The organism is Leptolyngbya sp. KIOST-1 (assembly GCF_000763385.1).
In the GTDB taxonomy this organism is placed as follows: domain Bacteria; phylum Cyanobacteriota; class Cyanobacteriia; order Phormidesmidales; family Phormidesmidaceae; genus Nodosilinea.
Map to the genome: position 1 here is coordinate 589,809 of NZ_JQFA01000004.1, position 18,820 is coordinate 608,628.

Genomic DNA, 18,820 nt, shown 5'->3' on the forward strand with positions numbered 1-18,820 from the left:
CAATGAGAGCAAGCAACACCCACCACGTATCTCTATGACGGCTGCTACAGACCTGCGATCGCTGAGCGTGCAAGACTACCACCGCATGGTAGAAGCGGGAATTTTGGCGGCGGATGAGCGGGTGGAACTGATCGAAGGACAGCTCTATACGATTGCAGCTAAGGGAACGGCCCACAGCGCCGCAGTGACGCGCATCGATCGGGTGTTGTCGCGGCTGTTGGCGGGGCGGGCGCTGTTGCGGTTTCAAGACCCGGTGCAGTTGAGCGACCTTTCTGAGCCGGAACCCGATGTGGCAGTTGTTCACATCAATCCACTGGACTACGAAGACCACCACCCAACGCCGGGGGAAATCTTTTGGCTGATTGAGGTGGCCGATGGCACGCTGCGGCGCGATCGTGACCTGAAGGTGCCGGTGTATGGGCGATCGGGCATTGCTGAATACTGGATTTTAGATGTGCAGGAGCGGTGCCTGTATGTGTTTCGGCAGCCAGAGGCGGAGAGGTATGGGATGGAGCAGAAGCTCTATGAGGGAGAGACTATTGCACCCCTGGCGTTTCCCGATTGCGAGATTGCAGTGCGGGAGTTGGTGCGATCGGGCGAGCGGAGATAATGAGCGGTAGTGGCGGTTCTGGCGGATATGAATACCAAGACAATGCTGTTGGATACGTAGCGGCTCATATTTTGGCTGCTAGAGCACTTGATTGGGAGCTTGAGACTGGAGCATTAGATATCCCAACTGCTGTAGCGGTAGAGACAAATGGGCCAGGGGATGATCTCTGTATTACTTTGCAGAACAATGTCATTACCGAACTGCAAGCCAAACACGGATTAACAAAGGACAAGCTTTTTAATCCACTCCTGAAGTTAGCTAAAGGTTTACATGAAAACCCAGCTATGTACGGAGTCTTACTTACAGACTCATCAGCAAGTCTGACTATTCGAAGGGATCTGCGGCAGGATCTCGTGAAGCTTGGGCAAGAACGTTATGACAGATTAAAATCCATAACCTTGGAATTTCAAGATCAGCTTTCTTCGGCCAATTTACCTAGACAAGATCCAAATATATTCCGTAGGCTCCGTATTATTGTTTTAGATCTAGATGATGACTTGCAAGGGGCAAAAATAGCTCAGAATCTCTTGTCAAATTTAATTTCAGACCAAAATCAGGCTAGCCTGGTCTGGAAGATTCTGTGTGATGAAGGTCGAAAGCTTGCCAGCAATCCAGGAAGAAGGGATATTTACGCTTGGCGATTGCTTCTACAGAAGCATTCTATCTTTATTTCAGGGCAGGGAAATAGCGAAGGGTTCAGTCAGCAAACAAGCTGGCCAGAACTATGCCGAAAAATGCTGCCAACGGAGCTAGATTCAAATCCCCTCATCTCTGGGGATGGTGTAACGCTTGGCATTGAAGATATTTTGCCTTTAGATCTCGCAGAACGAAAAGAAAGACCTAGGCCAACGCGCGATCCTTCTCCTGAGAACTCTCAACAGGCTTTGGAAGAGCAAGAAGTACCTCTGCCCTACGATCAATTGTTCGTACGTGTTTTATCTGAATGTAGAAGCCTTAATCAACAAGGAAAAGGAATAGCTATTATAGGGGAACCCGGAGCGGGAAAGACAACGCTGTTGTGTGCGATCGCAAACTGGATTCTAAAACAGGATGAACTTCCCATCTTTGTTTCGCTTCGAGATTTGGACAGCAAATTAGAAGACTATGTTCTGCAGACTTGGCTTAGGCAAGCCAGTAATGCACTAAAAGCATCAGAGCAGCTTCAGGATGCTTTAGTGAAGCGATGTAACGCTCGTCAAGTATGGCTATTGCTTGATGGCATAGATGAGATGAGTCAGGCAGATCGAACCTTATATAACCTTGCCCAAGAATTGGGAAAAGGATGGCTCAGCAATGCTCGTGTCGTATTAACCTGCCGAATCAATATTTGGGATGCTAACAGAAATGACTTAGGTTCAAATTTTCAAAGCTTTAGAAGTAGAGGATTAAAGCACGGAGATCAAACTGTCTTTATAAGAAACTTTTTTGCACAAGCACAACAACCGGAAACTGGTGAGAAGCTTATCAAGGAGATAAAGAATGCTCCATTTAGGCTGAAAGACTTAATTAAAAGTCCTCTATGGCTCACCCTGCTGTGTCGTACTTGGAAGCGGCGATCAGGAAAGTTGCCGAAAACCAAAACAGAACTTTATAGAGGCTTTGTTAATACACTTTATGAATGGAAAAATAAGCCGTGCATTCCTGTGGGAAGGCGGCATCTTCTAGAACGAGCATTAGGAGAGATATCCAAAAGGCTAATTGATCGGGAAGTCTCCCGGTTTAGTTTTTCGGAGTCTTTCATTTGCGAAGAACTAAATAGATTTGATCCTTCTTTTTTTGGCATTGCCTGTGAACTAGGCTGGATCAATAAGTTAGGTATAGCGGCAGGAAATTCGGAAGAGCCTATTTATACTTTCTTGCATCCTACGTTCCAAGAATATTTTGCAGCAAAAGCAGTTCACGATGACCATTTCTTTTTGCATCATATCCCTGATGATCCAAGCAAAGGGAGATATCGAGTTCTTGAACCACAATGGAAAGAATGTTTTCTTTTTTGGCTAGGTAGAGAAGATGTTTCTGAGGAATGCAAGAACCATCTGATCGAAGCGTTAGCCAATCTTGCTGATGAGTGTGATGGCTCTACCAGTATAAGGCAAAGTGCTTGGCAGTATCAGGAATTTCAGAGTTTGTCGAATGCAATCTTAAAAAAATCTTGATTGAAGAAGTGATTTCTTGGCACCTAGGATTCTTTAGAACCGTTATTGATGATAGTAATTGGACGATTTTCCTCAATCCTAATGAGCTGGTTGATATAGCAGGATCAGCACTTCGAGAAACTGACAGAATATCTTTGATAGATTCGACAATTTCCTTAGCCAGAAAGAATCACAAAAACTCTATTGGCTGTGAGGCAGTTAAATTTTTAGGTCTATGTGGATACCACAGCTTAAAGGCTGTCGAAGGATTATTGGGAATATTGAATTTAGGCTTAGACAAGCAAATGCGAAATCAATCTATAGACAGCCTAGCCAAAATAGTAGAACAAGACGTTGATTTGATAGAACTCGTAAGATGTCATCTTATTGATATCCAGAACACTTCCGACAGAAATCGAATTTCAAAAGCTTTAAGTAACCTTCGACTTTGCAGTCTCAAGAACAATCCGTGTCTTAAAAAGGATAAAGACTTCTGCAAATTAAGGAATGCCTTATATGCTAGCAGGAATGATAAGGAAAAATTAGTAAGTGCTTTAAGATTTCTTCAGCTAGTACCCCAAGACAACGAAGCTATTTCTGCCTTAATAGAAATCTTAAATGTGACAAAGAGCAAAGAAATAAAAAAACAGATTATTGTCAGTCTGGGCACTCAGGCTCAAAGCAATACGTATGTTATAGATGCCTTTAGCAAAATTCTATGCCTAGAGAAGGACGAGGAAATACTTGTCATAACTTCCGAAATGATTAGGGACGTAGGTTATAGAAATAAGAATGCAGTTTCAGCGCTATACACGCTTATCAAGTCTAGTTATGAAACAAAACTTAAGTATCATTATGCGGAATGTCTTGGGGATGTAGATCCAGGCAACCTGCTGGCAGCCAATACTCTTTTGGAAGCTCTCTCCGAAGAAGATAGTAACGATGATGTAAAAGTATACGCCATCGATAGATTATACAGAATAGGGCTTGGAGACTTAACAACAAAAGCCCTTATTGAGGAAGAATTCGTAAAACTTCTGGCTGGTAGTGAAAGTCAACGAGTTCAGATAGAAGTCACTTGGCATCTATGGCTTTACTCAGCCATAAATGTCTACACTGTTTATAAGTTGCTAGCAAAGCAGGCTTTTGAGGAAGAACATGAGGAAAGGAGTGCTTCTGCTGTATGGCGGCTGAAACAAATTTTTCGTAACAAAGTGATCCACACCGATATCGCTTATAATGCAGTATCTACACTTTCAAGAGCTTTATCTAAAACAGCCTGTCAAGATAAGATTCAGCTTTATAGCATTTATTTTAATCTTGCGGTTTTCTTCGCACAGAGAATGAGTTATTCAGAGTTTTATAAGGCTTGGAATAATTGATGAGGTGAGTGACAAGTAAACAACGCTCACCCCAAGATTACTAACAAAACTAACGCGGCATGACATCATCCAACCGTAGCGCTAGCTGGGGCAACAGTGGTGAATTGATCGTCTCACCCAGTCGATACTGCTGCTGTTGATAGTCTTCGCCCACCAATCGACATACCGTAAACGTAGGCTGCTTGGGGCTGCCAATAAACACCCGCCCACCCAAACCTCGGTAGTCCACAATCCAATATTCTGGAATGCCAAACAAGGCGTACTCTTCTACCTTGCGGGCATAGTCCGTTTCCCAGTTAGTGCTCACCACCTCCACTACCAGCTTTACCGAACTGCCTAGGGTAATCACAGGTTCTCGTTCCCACAGCGGCTCATGTACCAGGGCTGGTTCGTCAAGCACCACCACATCCGGGCGGCGGGCCGTGGCAACATCGGCAAACGGGCGCAGCAAACAGGTGCGAGGAATAATCCACGGATGGCCCTGGCGATCGATTTCAATGCTGAGCTGGCTGGCAACTTTTCCGGCAGTGGTTTCGTGGAGGCCGGTGGGTGACCTGTCTACAAGTTCTCCGTCGGCCAGTTCGTAGCGCGGGTTATCGCCATAGCGGGTCAAAAATTCGTCAACGCCAAGTACCAGCGACGATGAGGTCTGAGTCATAAAAAAGACTCCCAGAGCTAAACGGGCATAGAACAATGGTAGAAAATTCGGGAAAACCTGACAGACCTTTCGCCAGGTAGCAATTTTGACTTGATCTGGGCGTCTGGATAGGGTACTTTACTGAGCTATGGCTGTCTGCGAGCAGTCTGAACTTCCCAAAAATTTGGTCTAACGCCACTGGAAGGTGCTACCAACACCAACCAGCGGCTAACCCCGTCGACTGAGCGACCAGTCTCGGAGGCTAAGGTTGATCATACCTGGCCGCCCTGAACTGCACATGTCTGGGGCGGCCAAGTTTTTGGGATTCCTTACCCACCGTTAGCAAAGGAATCCCTGAACTATGTTGTGTTTTACCCGTCAAGATCCCTGGGTTCTGCCAGAACCCAGGGATCTCAATCCCCTGCCACTGACCACTCCTTACCCCCCGCCGGGGCGCGAGCGACTGCGCCATCTGGTGATCGGCTCACCCGACGGAGTGCGCTCCACCATCCACACCCTGCATGTGCTAAACTACGCCGACCAGATGACCTGGAGCCAGCTGATTGCGATCCCAGAGTCGGGGATTTTGATTACCCCAGAGCAGGGGGAGGCGTTTAGCTACCTGATTCGGCATCGACAGGTAAGCTAGCCGCCAATGACAAAGGAGCCAGGAGTGCCGCCACGACCGGCTTCTGGCTCCTGGCTCCTGGCTCCTGGCTCCATTCTGTGACAGAACAGTGTCTCGCCTTACAGGGCTACCCCTAGCTGCCCTGGCAGCCAATCCATGTCCCCTGGTCCTCATAGACGAAGGGGGTGCCCTGGTCGCAGACCACCGAAATGGCGCTTTGGGGGCCGGGGATGGTGATCATCGAGACGGTGCCACCCACGGGGCTGGGCACGTCGGACAGTTCAGGCTCGCTCAGCGCCGACTCGGGCCCCACGGCATCGCCGGGGTTGGGCACCTGACAGCCGACCCAGTCCATGCCCATGTCGCTGTAGCTAAAGGGCTCAAAGCCCTCCTGGTCGCAGGTCACCATGGCCGCGGCGGCGGGGCCGGGCAGGCGCAGCTCTTTCACGGTGCCGCCATCGGGGCTCTCCACATCGCCAAAGAAGACATCGATCGTGGCGACGGGTTCTTCGGTGCCGGAGGCCCCGGCATCAGGGGCGTTGGGATCTAAAACTTCGACGGGTCTGGTGCAGCCCACGGCACCGATCAGGCAGAGCGCGGCCGCTGCCCCCAGGCGGCCCCAGGCAGAGGTCGATCGTTGGGAGCTGAACAAATGGGAAAAAAACATACAAAACCTACCTATTGAAGGGTTTTTTAGCAGTGCGTATTTTAGTAGTGCGTATTATAAACACTCCTGAGAACGGTTGACTAAGTTGCTAATCTTGCTGGTTTAGCCGTCGTGTAGCCGACAAATAAATAGGGGTACCCCGACGAGGCCTGGGAAAGCCCACTCTTCCTGGACACCCTTGGGAACACCGTTGTCAGTTAGGTGCACTTAGAGCACCGGTTCAGTATGGCTGAGATCTCCCATCTGCCACCGCAGGGTCTACAGAGGCCTACCGATTCCTTGGCAGCACAAAGGTTTAGACCGATGATCGATCGCTCCTTTCCGTCGGGTCCAGGGCGGCCAATGTTCGCGTTAGCGCCCCAGCAGGGGCGACGCCCCTAGTCGTAGGCCAAAGGCCGTGCGAAGCGGGCTGGGGCCAGCGAAATGGCCCTAGTAGCACCTTGGGCTTACCGCCGCAGTTGTGGCTCGCATGCCCCTAGCCTCGCTGCAAACTAAATACTGTACTGACGCTCTAGGGGTTGGGCAGCGGATCAACGGCCGCGATCGCAAAGATTCATCCCCAACCGGGGCAGGGCAGGCTCGTGAGCCCTATGATGGCACTACGGCTATTCCTTTGCTGTTGGCTATGACCAACCCAGATCTTCCTCCTGGCCCGCCCCCCAGCGGCGGCGGTACCGTCAAGTGGTTGCTGGCGGGCTGTGGTGGCTGCCTGGGACTCACTGTATTAGCCGGGCTGGCCCTGGCCTTTTTCCTCGATCGCACGCTGCGCTTTGCCGTCGGCCCCGACCAGGGCTCCGCCCCGACCGAAGCGCTGTTCACCTACGCCATCCCCGGCGAGAGCCAGACTATTTTCAGCATGGGGCTGTTGGGCCTCCAGGTCAGTCAGGTAGCCAGCACCGACTCGCCGCCCTCTGTCCTGCTGACAATGGGGCAGCTCCCCAGCTACCTGCGGGACCAGGAGGCGCAGCAAGCCTTTGTTGATCAGTTTCAGACCAGCACGGAGTTGGAGGGGAACTACCAGCTGAGCGAGCAGCGAATTGAGTCGCGCACCCTTTGCGACCAGCCGGTATCGGTGGTGATGCAGTCGGGGCGCTTTGGGGACGGCGATACCAGCTACGAGGCCGCAAGCCTGCTGACCTTTGTCGAGTACAACAACGACGCCCGCTTTGTCTGGGTTTTGGCCCATGGCGATACGCCCCAGGCCACCGCCGAGCAGGTGTTTACCAGCCTCGACTGCCGCTAAACCAAACCAAGATCAGGCCAGTCCCGACACCCAGCACCCGACACCCAACACCCGACACCCGACACCCGACACCCGACACCCCTCACTTCACCTGAGTTACCCGCCAGCTCAGCTTTAGATTGAGCCAGAAATTCCAGAAGGTGACCACCGCGATCGCCACCAGGTTAGCCAGGTAGGCCCAGCGCTGGCCAAAGATCAAGTTGTAGACCAGGTTCAGCACCAGCACATTCAGCACCAGCCCCGCCAGACAGACCAGGTTGAACTTGAGAAAGCGCTTCAGCCGCGCCGACCAGCCCTGCTGCTGCAAACTGATATCGGCAAAGGTCCAGGCATCGTTCCAGATAAAGTTGTTGATAATAGCGACTTCCGCCGCCACAATTTTGCTACGGGTCAGGGGTAGCCCCAGGGTGCTGTGCAGCAGGTAGAGAACAGCCATGTCCACCACCACGCCGCTCAGCCCCACCAGGCCAAAGCGCACAAATCGCTGCATCGGGAACCGCTGGTGCAGCCGCGACAGCCGCCCCCCCAGCCGCAGCCGCAGCAGGTGGTGAATGTAGTCGATGTACTGCCGCCAGGTCACCTTGCTGGCCCCCTCCTGCCGTTCCTGAAACACGTAGCCCACCTCAGCGATGGTGTTGATGGTGCCGCGACCCAGCACCTCCAGCAAGATTTTGTAGCCCTTGGGGTTGAGCAGCGGGCCTGCGATCGCCTCTCGCCGCACCATAAAGTAACCGCTCATCGGATCGCTCACCCGGCCCACCACCTGGGGCAGCAGCAGCAAGCCCACCGTCTGCGCCCCCCGTGACAGCACCCGTCGCATCAAGCTCCACTCGCTTACGCCGCCCCCCTCCACGTGGCGACTGCCCACGGCTAGATCAGCGCCCTGCTGAATTGCCTCCAGCAGCCCGACCAGCACCTCCGGCGGGTGCTGCAGGTCGGCGTCAATCACCCCCAGAATGCGGCCTCGTGCCACTTGCCAGCCGCGAATCACCGCCGAAGATAGGCCGCGCTCTTCCTGCCGCCGCAGCACCCGCAGCTGCGGATAGATCGACTGCAGCTCCAGCGCCGTATTCCAGGTTAGATCTGGGCTGTTGTCATCGACCACAATCAGTTCGTAGTCCTGGGGCAGGGCGCTATCGAGCAGCTGGGTCAGCCGCTCGACCAGAGGGCCGATGTTCTGACCTTCGTTGTAAGTCGGGATCGCCAGAGACAGAGATAACGTTGGCGGTGCTGGGCTGCTGCTGGTGGAGCTGGTAGCGGGTTCAGGTGCCGTTGCGGCCACGGGCAGAACCTGCAATGGTCCCCTGGGACAAGTCTCGAGTTTTTGTAACTGGGAGGGAGGAATTAGGGCCACGGCACGACATACCAACGATTGCGGTAGCCCAAAGCCCAAACCGCTACACGAATCTAGCGCCGATGCCCAAAGCTAACCGAAATTTTACATGAGCAATCATCCTACAGCAGTCGATCCCCCATCGTAAACGGTGAAGGGGCCAGGTAAAAAGCGATCCAAACAGCGTTCACGATTTCAAATTCTGTGCTAGGCAACGTCTGACCCCTGCTAAACCCGATCTGAAACGTTCTATTTTCTGGCCCAAACTCAGCCCATCGAATGTGTCTGGGGGAAGAGAGAGGCCGTGATTTGGCTACGTACTATACAGTGATCCACTGAGGAACCGATATGCAATGCCTAGTTTCCCGCTCTAGAGAATGGTTTAGCGACCGGCTGCGCGCGATCGCCCTGGTCGGCTTAGTTGGCCTTTTGGGCTGGCTCATGCTGGCCAGTTCACCGGCCTACGCCGCTGAAGCCAGGTCTGCTTCTACCCCCGTAGACAAGGCTCTGACCGCAGAACCCCGTGACCAGGCCTACGACGAGGCTGTGAAAGTCATTGACGATCCCAAAGGGGTGCAAAAAACCTACGAGGAAAACCTCAAACAATTCCGCCAGGAAAATCCCGACCAGGGGAGCGTAGTAGAGGGGGCTAAAGAGCTGGTCGGAAAAATTAAGCCCGGTCGTCAGTAGGGGCAGGGGTGATAGTTGGTGGGGGAGATGGCTGGTCTGTACTGACTGAACAGTCGGGACAGCTATCCCACAAGACACCCCAGGAGCAGGGCTGATTCGTTCAGGAACTATCTGGCAAGCCGATCAGGCTCACAACCGGGCCGTCCCCTACGCTCGATGGCTCAGCCCCACCGCGTTGGCGATGTGGGGCAGCTGGTACTCTTCCAGCTTGGCCAGCAGCCCGGCCAACACGCGCCGCACCATCCAGGGGCCTTCATAGATCCAGCCAGTGTAGACCTGGAGCAGGGTAGCGCCAGCCACAATTTTTTCCCAGGCATCGGCAGCTGTAAAAATGCCTCCCACTCCTACAATCGGCAGGGTGCCTTCAGTGCGCTGGTAGATATAGCGAATCACCTCCGTCGATCGCTGGCGCAAGGGCACGCCGCTAATGCCGCCCACCTCGTCGATGACCCGGTTGCCGGTCTGAAGCAGGCTCTGGGTTTTGAGTCCGGCGCGGGCAATGGTGGTATTGGTGGCAATGATGCCCGCCAGCCCGTGGGCCAGGGCCAGATCGACCACGGCGTCGATGTCGGGCCAGTCCAGGTCGGGGGCAATTTTGACCAAAATTGGCTTGCCGTCACCATTGGTCTCCTGCAGCGCGGTCAGAATGGGGGCCAGCTGATCGGCAGCCTGAAGCGACCTCAGCCCAGGGGTGTTGGGGGACGACACGTTGACCACAAAGTAGTCGCCGTAGGGGTAGAGCTGCTGAAAGCTAAACCGATAGTCCTCAGCGGCATCGGCCAACTCGGTAATCTTCGATTTGCCCAGGTTGATGCCAATCGGAATGCCAGGGCGTTCGTTGGACCAGTAAGCGCCGAGACGATCGGCCAACGCGGCTGCACCGCGATTATTAAACCCCATCCGGTTCAGCACCGCCTCATCCTGCACCAGGCGAAACAGGCGGGGCTGGGGGTTGCCCGGCTGGGGATAGCGAGTCACAGTGCCCAGTTCTGCGGCCCCAAATCCCATTAGAGGCCAGGCCAGGGCAGCGGTTCCATCTTTGTCAAACCCCGCAGCCAGGCCAATCGGGTTGGTGAAGTTGAGGCCCCAGCAGGTTTGGACCAGCCGCGAGTCACTGAGGCAGAGCTGCCGCCGCAGCCACGGGTAGATGCGAGCCGCCAGCGGGTGGGGACTCGGCTGCCCCAGCCAGGTCAGCAGGTCCATGGCGCGGTAGTGGAGAAATTCTGGGTCCAGGGTGAGGCCGTGGAATAGCAGCGGGCGAACAAACTGGCGGTAGGGATCTTTCACAGACGGTAGTGGTGTACGCAAACGGCAGGCGGGGTAAACTGATATTTAGGCTACAGGCACATTTTGGCTGCCGGTGGTCCTTGCAACGACGGAGCACGCCATGTGAGCACAACAATCAGCGGTCTTGGGGAAGGTGATGCGACGATCAAAGGCCCGCTCCAGGGGCGATTGTCCTGCCACCCTACCCCATTAAAGCAGCCCTGGAGGCCAGCTTGAGGATCGTTCAGTAGTTCTGGGTGGAGTCTACAGCAATCAAACCGTATCGCCTGGCCCAGCGGCTAGGGTTCTGCCACCGGAACCCTGGCCCATCGGTCGGGGTCGGTGAGATTAGCGCCCTGGGTCAACCCCAGGGGCTGGTACTGGGCTAACTTAATTCAACGCGCTAATTCAAGACCCAGTTCAGCCGTTTTCTGGTTCAATCCCCTCCCTGCAACCGAAGTGAGTGTTGACGCCAATGGCGCAATCCCAACCCCACCAACCCTCCTACGACCGTCACGACCATAAAATTATGGCTCTGTCGCGGGTGCTCAAGGCGCTGCGGGGGGCCACCACCGCCGAGGAAGCTGTGACCCTGGCCCTGAGCCACGTGCACCAGGAGTTTTCCTTTGAAGTGGCCTGGGTCGGCCTCTACGACCGGGTCAACCATCGTCTGGTCACCAAGGGGTGCCACAGTCCCCGCCAGATGCGCTCTATCCGCACCGTGCTCAACCTCACCCCCGGGGATGTGATGGAGCAGGTGGTGGTGCAGCAGCGTCCCCTGATTGTGGCGGATCTGCAAAACGAAATTCGGGCCGGTGAATGGGGCACCATTGCCAAACAGCTGGCCCTGCAAAGCGCGATTATTTTTCCGATCAAGCGCCAGGATGTGTGCTTTGGGCTGCTGGTGCTGGCCTCCCCCGCCTGGGGCAAGACTGCCTCCCTGGGAGAGCGGTCTTATCTGGCGATTGTGCTGGGGGAGTTGGCGGAGGCGCTGCACCACTTTGAGTCTGAGCAGCAGCGACAGCGGACGAAGCGGGTGGAGCAACCCCTGCTGGCCCTGATTGCCCGGTTGGGCACCCAGCCCGATATCGATAGCCAGCTCAGGGAAATTGTGCGGGAAACCCAGCGGTTTATTGCGCCCCAGCGCACCCGCATTTTCTGGTTCGAGCCCAAGGGCAACTACTTTTGGCAGCGCACCCCCAGCCCCCCCGCGCGCGCTGCCGCCCCTGAGGAGGAGCGATCGCTACAGATTGCCGTTGACGAGGTGCGCGGCCTGTACCAGGCCCTGGGCAACCAGCAGCTGGTGGTGGTGGGCGAGAGCCGGGGGGCGCTCAAAGCGATTGTCTCCGATCGCCTGATGCAGCAGCTCCAGGCCCAGTCACTGATGATTGCGCCGATCACCCGCCAGGGTGACCTGATGGGGTTCCTGTCGGTGGAGGGGACGGCCCCGCGCATTTGGGATGAGTCTGAGAAACAGTTTTTAATCGGCACTGCCCAGCTGCTCGGCGTCGCCCTGCCTGCGGCTGTCGCCAAAGAAACCGGACGCCAGAGTGAACTCGATCAGCACCTCACCACCGGCGTCATCCAGGGTATCCACGGCGATGCCGACTGGCACAGCACCCTCCAAACCTGTTTCACCGTGCTGCGGGATCGGCTGAGCATTCAGCAGTTTTTTGTGCTGTTGTTCAACCCCGATCGCAACGGCTACGACCTCTGCTTCCAAAGTCAGGCCAACCGCCCCAAGGGGGTACCCCTGCTGTGGCCCTGCCTGGACGATGTCGACTGGCAAATGCTGGAGCGTAGCCCCTCGGCCATCAGCATCGACAACCTGACCCACGAACTCAAGTTGATGGCCTGGCGACCCCACCTGCTCGACCTGGGGGCTCAGGCGGTGCTGGTGGGCAATGTAGCCCCTAGCAACGCCCCCGAGGGCTTGGTGCTGATCGGCGACAACATCAGCCGCCAGTGGACCACCACCGAGCAGTCGCTGTTTGAGGCTGTTGCCCGTCAGATCGGGGTCATCCTGCACCAGTGGCAGCTCCAGCGCCAGATCGATCAGCAGCAGCATATCTACGAATCAATTCAGTGGGGTCTCCAGGCCCTCCACAAGGGCCTCCACCCCGATCAACTGGAGCAGGTGACGCTCCAGCACATCATGCAGCTGCTGCACGGCTCAGCGGTGCTGCTGGTGACCTGGCAACCGGGCACCCCCACGGCTACGGTGTCCCAGGTGGTCAGCCAGGATACTAGCGTCAGCGTCGATACCCATCACCCCATCCCCGTCGGGTCAGACGCCCTGATCAACTGGGCGCTACAGACCGATGGCATGCTGCCCCTCTGCGTCGACGAACTGCCCGCTGAGACGAAAACCTGGTTTAGAACCACCGCGGGCAGCCGGCTGCTGATTACCGCCCTGCGAACGGCTCCGTCCCACGCGGTGGCGGGGATCGCGATCGCGGTGTCGCCGCCCCATCGCCAGTGGGCCAACCACCACTTCACCATTTTCAGGCTGCTCACCAGCCAGCTAGCCTGGTCGCGGCGGCACCTGGCCATGACCACCATGCTCACCCAGCAGCGGCAGGAACTGGAGAACCTGAACTGGTACAAACACCACCGCCTCGAAGACCTCTACCGCATGCTGGGCAAGCTGAGTCAGGATTTAGCCCATCTCCAGGCAAAAGACACTGCGATCGCCGGGGAGCTACAGCTGCTCCACGGTCAGATTGCCGCCGTGACGGAAAACGCCGAGGCAGTACTGGTGGGCGAGCGCTGGCAGCTGCACCGCGAACACCAGACCATGCCGCTGATCAGCCTGCTCAACCGCCTGATCGAGCGCGTCAACCCCATTCTAGAGGCCCGTCAACTCTGGTCCAAGGTGCACAACGAGAGCAATGTAGTGCTGGGGGGCGACATGCTCAAACTTGAACTGATTCTCTACGAAGTGATGGCGGCCGCCTGCAATCGTTCCCCCATCGGCGGACGGATTGACCTGTGGTGTCGAGTTCTCAACCTTGACTGGGTCGAGCTGTCGGTCACCGACGACGGCCAGTGCCCACCGCGGCTATTGGAAGAACTGAGTCAAAGCCAACTCCCCGATGTGCTGGCCCCGTCCACCCTGGATGGGCCACCGGGGCTACATCTGGCTATCTGCAAACTGTTGATCGATCAGCTAGGGGGGGAGATCAGCTTTTCCACCCTTGACGATGGGCGCACCCACAGCCGCATGTTGCTGCCTTTGGCGGCCTACCCCGAGCAGCACAAGGCCAAACCAATCATGAACCCTGCCGCCATCGAAACCAGCCATCCCAGCCCGACATGAGCTAGACAGCCCTGCGGAAACCGAATCGTATAACCCTGATTCGCCTAGTTCTGAATGGCGTCCGTGACCGGAGTGACAGCCAATTGAGCGGCGGGGCTTTGCAGCATCGGCGTTTGGGTAACGGCGTTGTTGGCAATGGTGAACAGCGGATTCGACAGAATTCCCGCCAGGGAAGTGGCCACCACCGCCAAAATTAAGCTGACCTGCATCGGCCGCAGCCCGGGCAGATCCCAGCGGATGGGGGGATAGGACTTGACCGCATCAGACATTTCCTGGGGCTCTTTGACCACCATCATCTTGATGACGCGGATGTAGTAGTAGATCGAGATCACGCTGGTAACCAGGCCCACCAGCACCAGCCCGTAGGCCCCAGCCTGCCAGCCCGCCCAGAAGATGTAGATTTTGCCAAAGAATCCGGCCATAGGCGGAATACCGCCCAGGGACAGCAGACAAATGCTGAGGCCCAGCGTGAGCAGCGGATCCTTCTGGTACAGTCCGGCGTACTCGCTGATCTGGTCGGTGCCCGTCCGCAGGGAGAACAAAATCACGCAGGTAAAGCCGCCCAGATTCATGAACAGGTAGATGAACAGGTAGAAGAGCATACTGGCGTAGCCGGCATCGGTACCCACCACCAGCCCAATCATCAGGAACCCAGCCTGACCAATGGAGGAGTAGGCCAGCAGGCGCTTCATGCTGGTCTGGGCCAGAGCCACCACGTTGCCCAGCACCATGCTGAGGATGGCCAGGGCCGTAAACACGAAGTGCCACTGCTCCGACACCAGGGGAAAGGCGGTGACCAGCAGCCGAATTGCCAGGGCGAACCCGGCAGTCTTAGAGCCGACGGACAGAAAAGCGACCACCGGCGTGGGCGACCCCTCGTACACATCGGGGGTCCACTGGTGGAAGGGAACGGCGGCAATTTTGAAGGCGATGCCCGCAATTACAAACACCAGGGCCACCACCAGACCGATGGGGGCCTCGCTGCCGTCGCTGACGATGCGGGTGGCGATCGCCGCCAGCCGGGTTTCTCCCCCCGACAGCCCGTACAGCAGCGATGAACCGTAGAGGAAGATGGCCGAACTGGCCGCCCCAATCAGCAGGTACTTGAGCGCGGCCTCGTTGGAGCGGGGATCGCGCTTCATGTAGCCGGTCAGCAGGTACGACGAAATACTCAGGGTCTCCAGGGAGACAAAGATCATCACCAGCTCGCTGGCCCCGGAGAGGAACATGCCCCCCAGGGTAGCGGTGAGCAAAATGACCAAAAATTCGGCCAGGGAGGTGCCCGACTGCTCGACGTAGCGAATCGCCATCGGCACCGTCACCACCGCCGACAACACGATGATGCCGCGAAACACAATGCTCAGGTCATCGGCGTTGAAGGCGCCCAAAAACCCCACCGGGTTGGCCATCGACCACTGCACCACCAGGGCGGCGGTAGACCCCAGCCCCCCGGCGATCGCCGCGTAGGGAGTCCAGGCGGAGGAGGAGCGGCCCTGAATCAGGTCGCCCACCAGAATCACCAAAATCGTGACCAGCAGAACGGCCTCCGGCCAGATGGTGCCAGCGTTGAGCTGCGCCCCGAGGTTGACGAGATCCATGGGTACCTTTTCTCTTCTCTGCGAGATTACTATACCAAGTCCAGCCCGGGATATGGTGTTTTTCCCTCGGCAGAACTCCATGCTGCACTCGGATGAGGTTTAGAACCAGGCCAGTGGTGCAGTGACCAGCCCCCCTGGCCTGGCTGTGCCAGGACTGTGAGTGGGCGGAATGGACAGTGCCAGCGGGGGAGCAGACTCGGCAGGACTGGACGATAGTTAGCGGAATGATCTATTTATTGAGCGTATAGATCTGTGTTGTTACATCGCTGGGCTGGTTGCCAATGATTAAGTTTTCCTAGCTAAGCACCCCAGCCGTTCAGCAGGTGTGCAGTACAGTGTTGATCAACTGGCCCTGCGCCTGCGAACTTTTGCCAGTTCCGTGGACCCTGAAGAGATTAAGTCTCATGAATCTCTTAATCGATGTCCCCAGGAGTTGGTTGAGTAGACTAAAAGAGCCTCCCCCGATTGCTAACGATTACCACCGAAGCGCCAGCAGCCCTATGTCAACCCTTGTCATTGTCGAGTCTCCTACCAAGGCCAAGACGATTCGCAACTACCTGCCGTCGGGGTATCGGGTTGAGGCGTCTATGGGTCACGTGCGCGACCTGCCGCGATCGGCCAGCGAGATCCCAGCCAGCGTCAAGGGCGAAAAGTGGGCCCAGCTAGGGGTCAACCCCGAGGCCGACTTTGAACCGCTATACATCGTGCCCAGCGACAAAAAAAAGGTGGTCAAAACCCTCAAGGACGCCCTCAAAGAAGCCGACGAACTGGTCCTGGCCACGGACGAAGACCGCGAGGGCGAAAGTATTAGCTGGCATTTGCTCCAGGTGCTAAACCCCAAGGTGCCCACCAAGCGCATGGTGTTCCACGAGATCACCCAGGAGGCGATTCAGGCGGCCCTGACCAACTGCCGCGACATCGACAGCCAGCTGGTTCACGCCCAGGAGACCCGCCGTATTCTGGACCGGCTGGTGGGGTATACCCTATCACCGCTGCTGTGGAAAAAGATCGCCGGGGGCTTGTCGGCGGGCCGGGTGCAGTCGGTGGCGGTGAAGGTGGTGGTGAAGCGGGAGCAGGAGCGGCGCGCCTTCCGCAAGGGTTCCTACTGGGATCTCAAGGCCACCCTGCTGAAGGATAAAAACGCCTTCGAAGCCAAACTCTACTCCCTGGGCGGCACCCGCCTGGCCAACGGCAGCGACTTTGACGAAGCCACCGGGCGCGTGGCCGAGGGCCGTGAGGTGGTGCTGCTCGACGAAACCCAGGCCCGCGAACTGCAAGCCCGCCTCCAGGCGGGGGTATGGACCGTCAGCAACCTGGAGGAGCGGCCCAACACCCGCAAGCCCTCGCCTCCCTTCACCACCTCCACCCTGCAGCAGGAGGCCAACCGCAAGCTGCGCCTCTCGGCCCGCGACACCATGCGCGTCGCCCAAAACCTCTACGAGCAGGGCTACATTACCTACATGCGTACCGACTCGGTGCACCTGTCGGAGCAGGCGATCGCCGCTGCCCGCGCCTGTGTCACCAACAAGTACGGCACCGACTACCTCAGCCCCAAGCCCCGCCAGTACGCCACCAAATCCAAAGGTGCCCAGGAGGCCCACGAAGCCATTCGCCCCGCTGGCAGCACCTTTAGAACCCCCAAGGAAACTGGGCTGACCGGGCGCGAAGCCGCCCTCTACGACCTGATCTGGAAGCGTACCGTTGCCAGCCAGATGGCCGAGGCCCGCCAGACCAACATCACCGCCTCCATTGAGGTGGAAAATGCCCTCTTTCGCGCCACCGGCAAACGGATTGACTTCCCCGGCTTCTTTCGGGCCTACGTTGAAGGATCTGACGACCCCGATGCTGCGATCGAGGACCAGGAGGTATTGCTGCCCGCCCTGGCCACGGGCGACGCGCTGAACTGCACCGACCTGGATGCGATTGGTCACGAAACCCAGCCCCCCGCCCGCTACACCGAGGCCACCCTGGTCAAGACCCTGGAGAGTGAGGGCATTGGTCGCCCCAGCACCTACGCCACCGTGATCAGCACCATCATCGATCGCGGCTACGTCAACCTGGTCAACAACAGCCTGATCCCCACCTTCACCGCCTTTGCCGTGACGGCGCTGCTGGAGCAAAATTTCCCCGACCTGGTGGATGTCCACTTCACCGCCCGCATGGAGCAAACCCTCGACGACATCTCGACCGGCGAAGTCGACTGGCTGCCCTACCTGAAGGCGTTTTACTCCGGCGATCAGGGCCTCGAAACCCTGGTGCAGGAACGGGAAACCCAGATTGACCCCACCGCCGCCCGCACCGTCTTGCTTAACGACCTAGAGGCCAAAATTCGCATCGGGCGCTACGGGCCCTACGTGGAAATTGGCGACGGCGAGGAGTCGGTGAAGGCGTCGATTCCCGCCGATGTGCCCCCCGCCGATCTGGACGGCGAGCAGATTGATCGGATCATTAAGCAGAAAGTGGAGGGCCCCGACAAGGTGGGGCTACACCCCGACACCGGAGAGCCGATCTTCATGCGGATTGGGCCCTACGGGCCCTACGTGCAGCTGGGCGAACCCACCGACGACAACCCCAACCCTAAGCGGGCCTCGCTGCCCAAGGGCACCCAGCCCGAAGCGGTGACCCTGGAGATGGCGGTGGGCCTGCTGCGGCTGCCCCGCACCCTGGGTGCCCATCCAGAAACCGGCAAATCTATCAAGGCGGGTCAGGGCCGCTTTGGCCCGTATATTGTCCATGACCAGGGTAAGGAGGGCCGCGACTACCGATCGCTCAAGGGCGACGATGATGTGCTGACGGTGACCCTGGAGCGCGCCCTGGAGCTACTGGCTCAGCCCAAAGCCGGTCGTGGGCGCAAGAAGGTGGATCCCCTGAAAGAGCTGGGTGCCCACCCCGACGACCAGGAGCCGGTGGCGGTGTTCAATGGCCCCTACGGTCTCTACGTCAAGCACGGCAAGGTCAATGCGTCCGTCCCGGAGGGCACCGACCTCGACGCCATTTCCCTGGAGGAGGCGATCGGCTGGATTAACGCTAAGGCCTCGACCAAAAAGGGCAAGGGCGGCAGGGGCAAATCGACCACCTCGCGCACGACGAAAACCGCCGCGGCCAGCAAGGCCAGCGGCACTAAAAAGACCACCAAAACCACAGCCAAGTCTGCGGCCAAGTCTACGGGCACCAAAAAAACGACTAAGTCCAGTACCGCTAAGTCGACAAAGGCCACGGGCGGGCGATCGACGACAAAATCGACCCCAAAGTCTGCCGCCAAAAAAGCCAGCGACACCCCTGCTGAAACCGATCAGGAGTGAGCGCCAGGGG

The 18,820-nt window shown here is 57.1% G+C and carries 13 protein-coding genes; 8 read left to right on the plus strand and 5 right to left on the minus strand.

The annotated features are described in order from the left end of the window. Positions 1-34 precede the first annotated feature (34 nt). The 3 genes from NF78_RS19640 to NF78_RS19645 are packed head-to-tail and all read left to right on the plus strand — an operon-like array spanning position 35 to position 4,127. Positions 35-610, plus strand: coding sequence for a Uma2 family endonuclease (locus tag NF78_RS19640; protein ID WP_035991037.1), 576 nt, complete (start codon positions 35-37; stop codon positions 608-610). After that, positions 610-2,766 (plus strand): NACHT domain-containing protein, encoded by a 2,157-nt coding sequence (locus tag NF78_RS29820; protein ID WP_072016196.1) that lies wholly within the window; start codon positions 610-612, stop codon positions 2,764-2,766. Before NF78_RS19640 ends, NF78_RS29820 begins: the two co-directional genes overlap by 1 nt. Then, complete coding sequence (locus NF78_RS19645; protein WP_156119885.1) at positions 2,712-4,127, plus strand: hypothetical protein; 1,416 nt, start codon at positions 2,712-2,714, stop codon at positions 4,125-4,127. Before NF78_RS29820 ends, NF78_RS19645 begins: the two co-directional genes overlap by 55 nt. Positions 4,128-4,176: 49 nt before the next feature. Here the strand turns inward: NF78_RS19645 and NF78_RS19650 are convergent, their stop codons facing one another. After that, positions 4,177-4,785, minus strand: a complete 609-nt coding sequence (locus NF78_RS19650) for a Uma2 family endonuclease (protein WP_052050763.1) — start codon at positions 4,783-4,785, stop codon at positions 4,177-4,179. Between the two features lie 340 nt (positions 4,786-5,125). On the opposite strand from NF78_RS19650, the gene NF78_RS19655 reads away from it, so the two are divergent. After that, positions 5,126-5,413 (plus strand): hypothetical protein, encoded by a 288-nt coding sequence (locus tag NF78_RS19655; protein ID WP_052050764.1) that lies wholly within the window; start codon positions 5,126-5,128, stop codon positions 5,411-5,413. Between the two features lie 112 nt (positions 5,414-5,525). Here the strand turns inward: NF78_RS19655 and NF78_RS19660 are convergent, their stop codons facing one another. Next, positions 5,526-6,059, minus strand: coding sequence for a hypothetical protein (locus tag NF78_RS19660; RefSeq protein WP_035991041.1), 534 nt, complete (start codon positions 6,057-6,059; stop codon positions 5,526-5,528). A gap of 625 nt (positions 6,060-6,684) precedes the next feature. Between NF78_RS19660 and NF78_RS19665 the strand changes: the two genes are divergently transcribed. Continuing rightward, the gene (locus NF78_RS19665; protein ID WP_156119886.1) at positions 6,685-7,302 is read left to right on the plus strand and encodes a hypothetical protein; all 618 of its coding nucleotides are present in this window, start codon (positions 6,685-6,687) and stop codon (positions 7,300-7,302) included. 82 nt (positions 7,303-7,384) lie between these two features. Here NF78_RS19665 and NF78_RS19670 read toward each other — a convergent pair whose 3' ends face one another. Next, a complete protein-coding gene (locus NF78_RS19670; RefSeq protein ID WP_318655493.1) occupies positions 7,385-8,584 on the minus strand; it encodes a glycosyltransferase in 1,200 nt (399 codons plus the stop codon). A 399-nt stretch (positions 8,585-8,983) separates the two neighbouring features. Between NF78_RS19670 and NF78_RS19675 the strand changes: the two genes are divergently transcribed. Next, complete coding sequence (locus NF78_RS19675; RefSeq protein ID WP_156119887.1) at positions 8,984-9,325, plus strand: hypothetical protein; 342 nt, start codon at positions 8,984-8,986, stop codon at positions 9,323-9,325. Between the two features lie 147 nt (positions 9,326-9,472). Here the strand turns inward: NF78_RS19675 and NF78_RS19680 are convergent, their stop codons facing one another. Further along, complete coding sequence (locus NF78_RS19680) at positions 9,473-10,612, minus strand: quinone-dependent dihydroorotate dehydrogenase (RefSeq protein WP_035991049.1); 1,140 nt, start codon at positions 10,610-10,612, stop codon at positions 9,473-9,475. A gap of 454 nt (positions 10,613-11,066) precedes the next feature. Here NF78_RS19680 and NF78_RS19685 point away from each other — a divergent pair, with 454 nt between their 5' ends. Continuing rightward, positions 11,067-13,910, plus strand: a complete 2,844-nt coding sequence (locus tag NF78_RS19685) for a GAF domain-containing protein (RefSeq protein ID WP_052050765.1) — start codon at positions 11,067-11,069, stop codon at positions 13,908-13,910. Positions 13,911-13,954: 44 nt separating this feature from the next. Here the strand turns inward: NF78_RS19685 and NF78_RS19690 are convergent, their stop codons facing one another. After that, the gene (locus NF78_RS19690; protein WP_035991051.1) at positions 13,955-15,508 is read right to left on the minus strand and encodes an NAD(P)H-quinone oxidoreductase subunit N; all 1,554 of its coding nucleotides are present in this window, start codon (positions 15,506-15,508) and stop codon (positions 13,955-13,957) included. 500 nt (positions 15,509-16,008) lie between these two features. Here NF78_RS19690 and topA point away from each other — a divergent pair, with 500 nt between their 5' ends. Further along, entirely contained in the window at positions 16,009-18,810 is a 2,802-nt protein-coding gene (gene topA / locus NF78_RS19695) for a type I DNA topoisomerase (protein ID WP_035991054.1), read from the plus strand. Positions 18,811-18,820 lie beyond the last annotated feature (10 nt).

Excerpts from the sequence above, each read along its gene's own strand:
- NF78_RS19685 (WP_052050765.1), top strand. The coding sequence starts at position 11,067 with ATGGCGCAATCCCAACCCCACCAACCCTCCTACGACCGTCACGACCAT.
- NF78_RS19675 (WP_156119887.1), top strand. The coding sequence starts at position 8,984 with ATGCAATGCCTAGTTTCCCGCTCTAGAGAATGGTTTAGCGACCGGCTG.
- NF78_RS19665 (WP_156119886.1), top strand. The coding sequence starts at position 6,685 with ATGACCAACCCAGATCTTCCTCCTGGCCCGCCCCCCAGCGGCGGCGGT.
- topA (WP_035991054.1), top strand. The coding sequence starts at position 16,009 with ATGTCAACCCTTGTCATTGTCGAGTCTCCTACCAAGGCCAAGACGATT.
- NF78_RS29820 (WP_072016196.1), top strand. The coding sequence starts at position 610 with ATGAGCGGTAGTGGCGGTTCTGGCGGATATGAATACCAAGACAATGCT.
- NF78_RS19660 (WP_035991041.1), bottom strand. The coding sequence starts at position 6,059 with ATGTTTTTTTCCCATTTGTTCAGCTCCCAACGATCGACCTCTGCCTGG.
- NF78_RS19655 (WP_052050764.1), top strand. The coding sequence starts at position 5,126 with ATGTTGTGTTTTACCCGTCAAGATCCCTGGGTTCTGCCAGAACCCAGG.
- NF78_RS19650 (WP_052050763.1), bottom strand. The coding sequence starts at position 4,785 with ATGACTCAGACCTCATCGTCGCTGGTACTTGGCGTTGACGAATTTTTG.
- NF78_RS19690 (WP_035991051.1), bottom strand. The coding sequence starts at position 15,508 with ATGGATCTCGTCAACCTCGGGGCGCAGCTCAACGCTGGCACCATCTGG.
- NF78_RS19640 (WP_035991037.1), top strand. The coding sequence starts at position 35 with ATGACGGCTGCTACAGACCTGCGATCGCTGAGCGTGCAAGACTACCAC.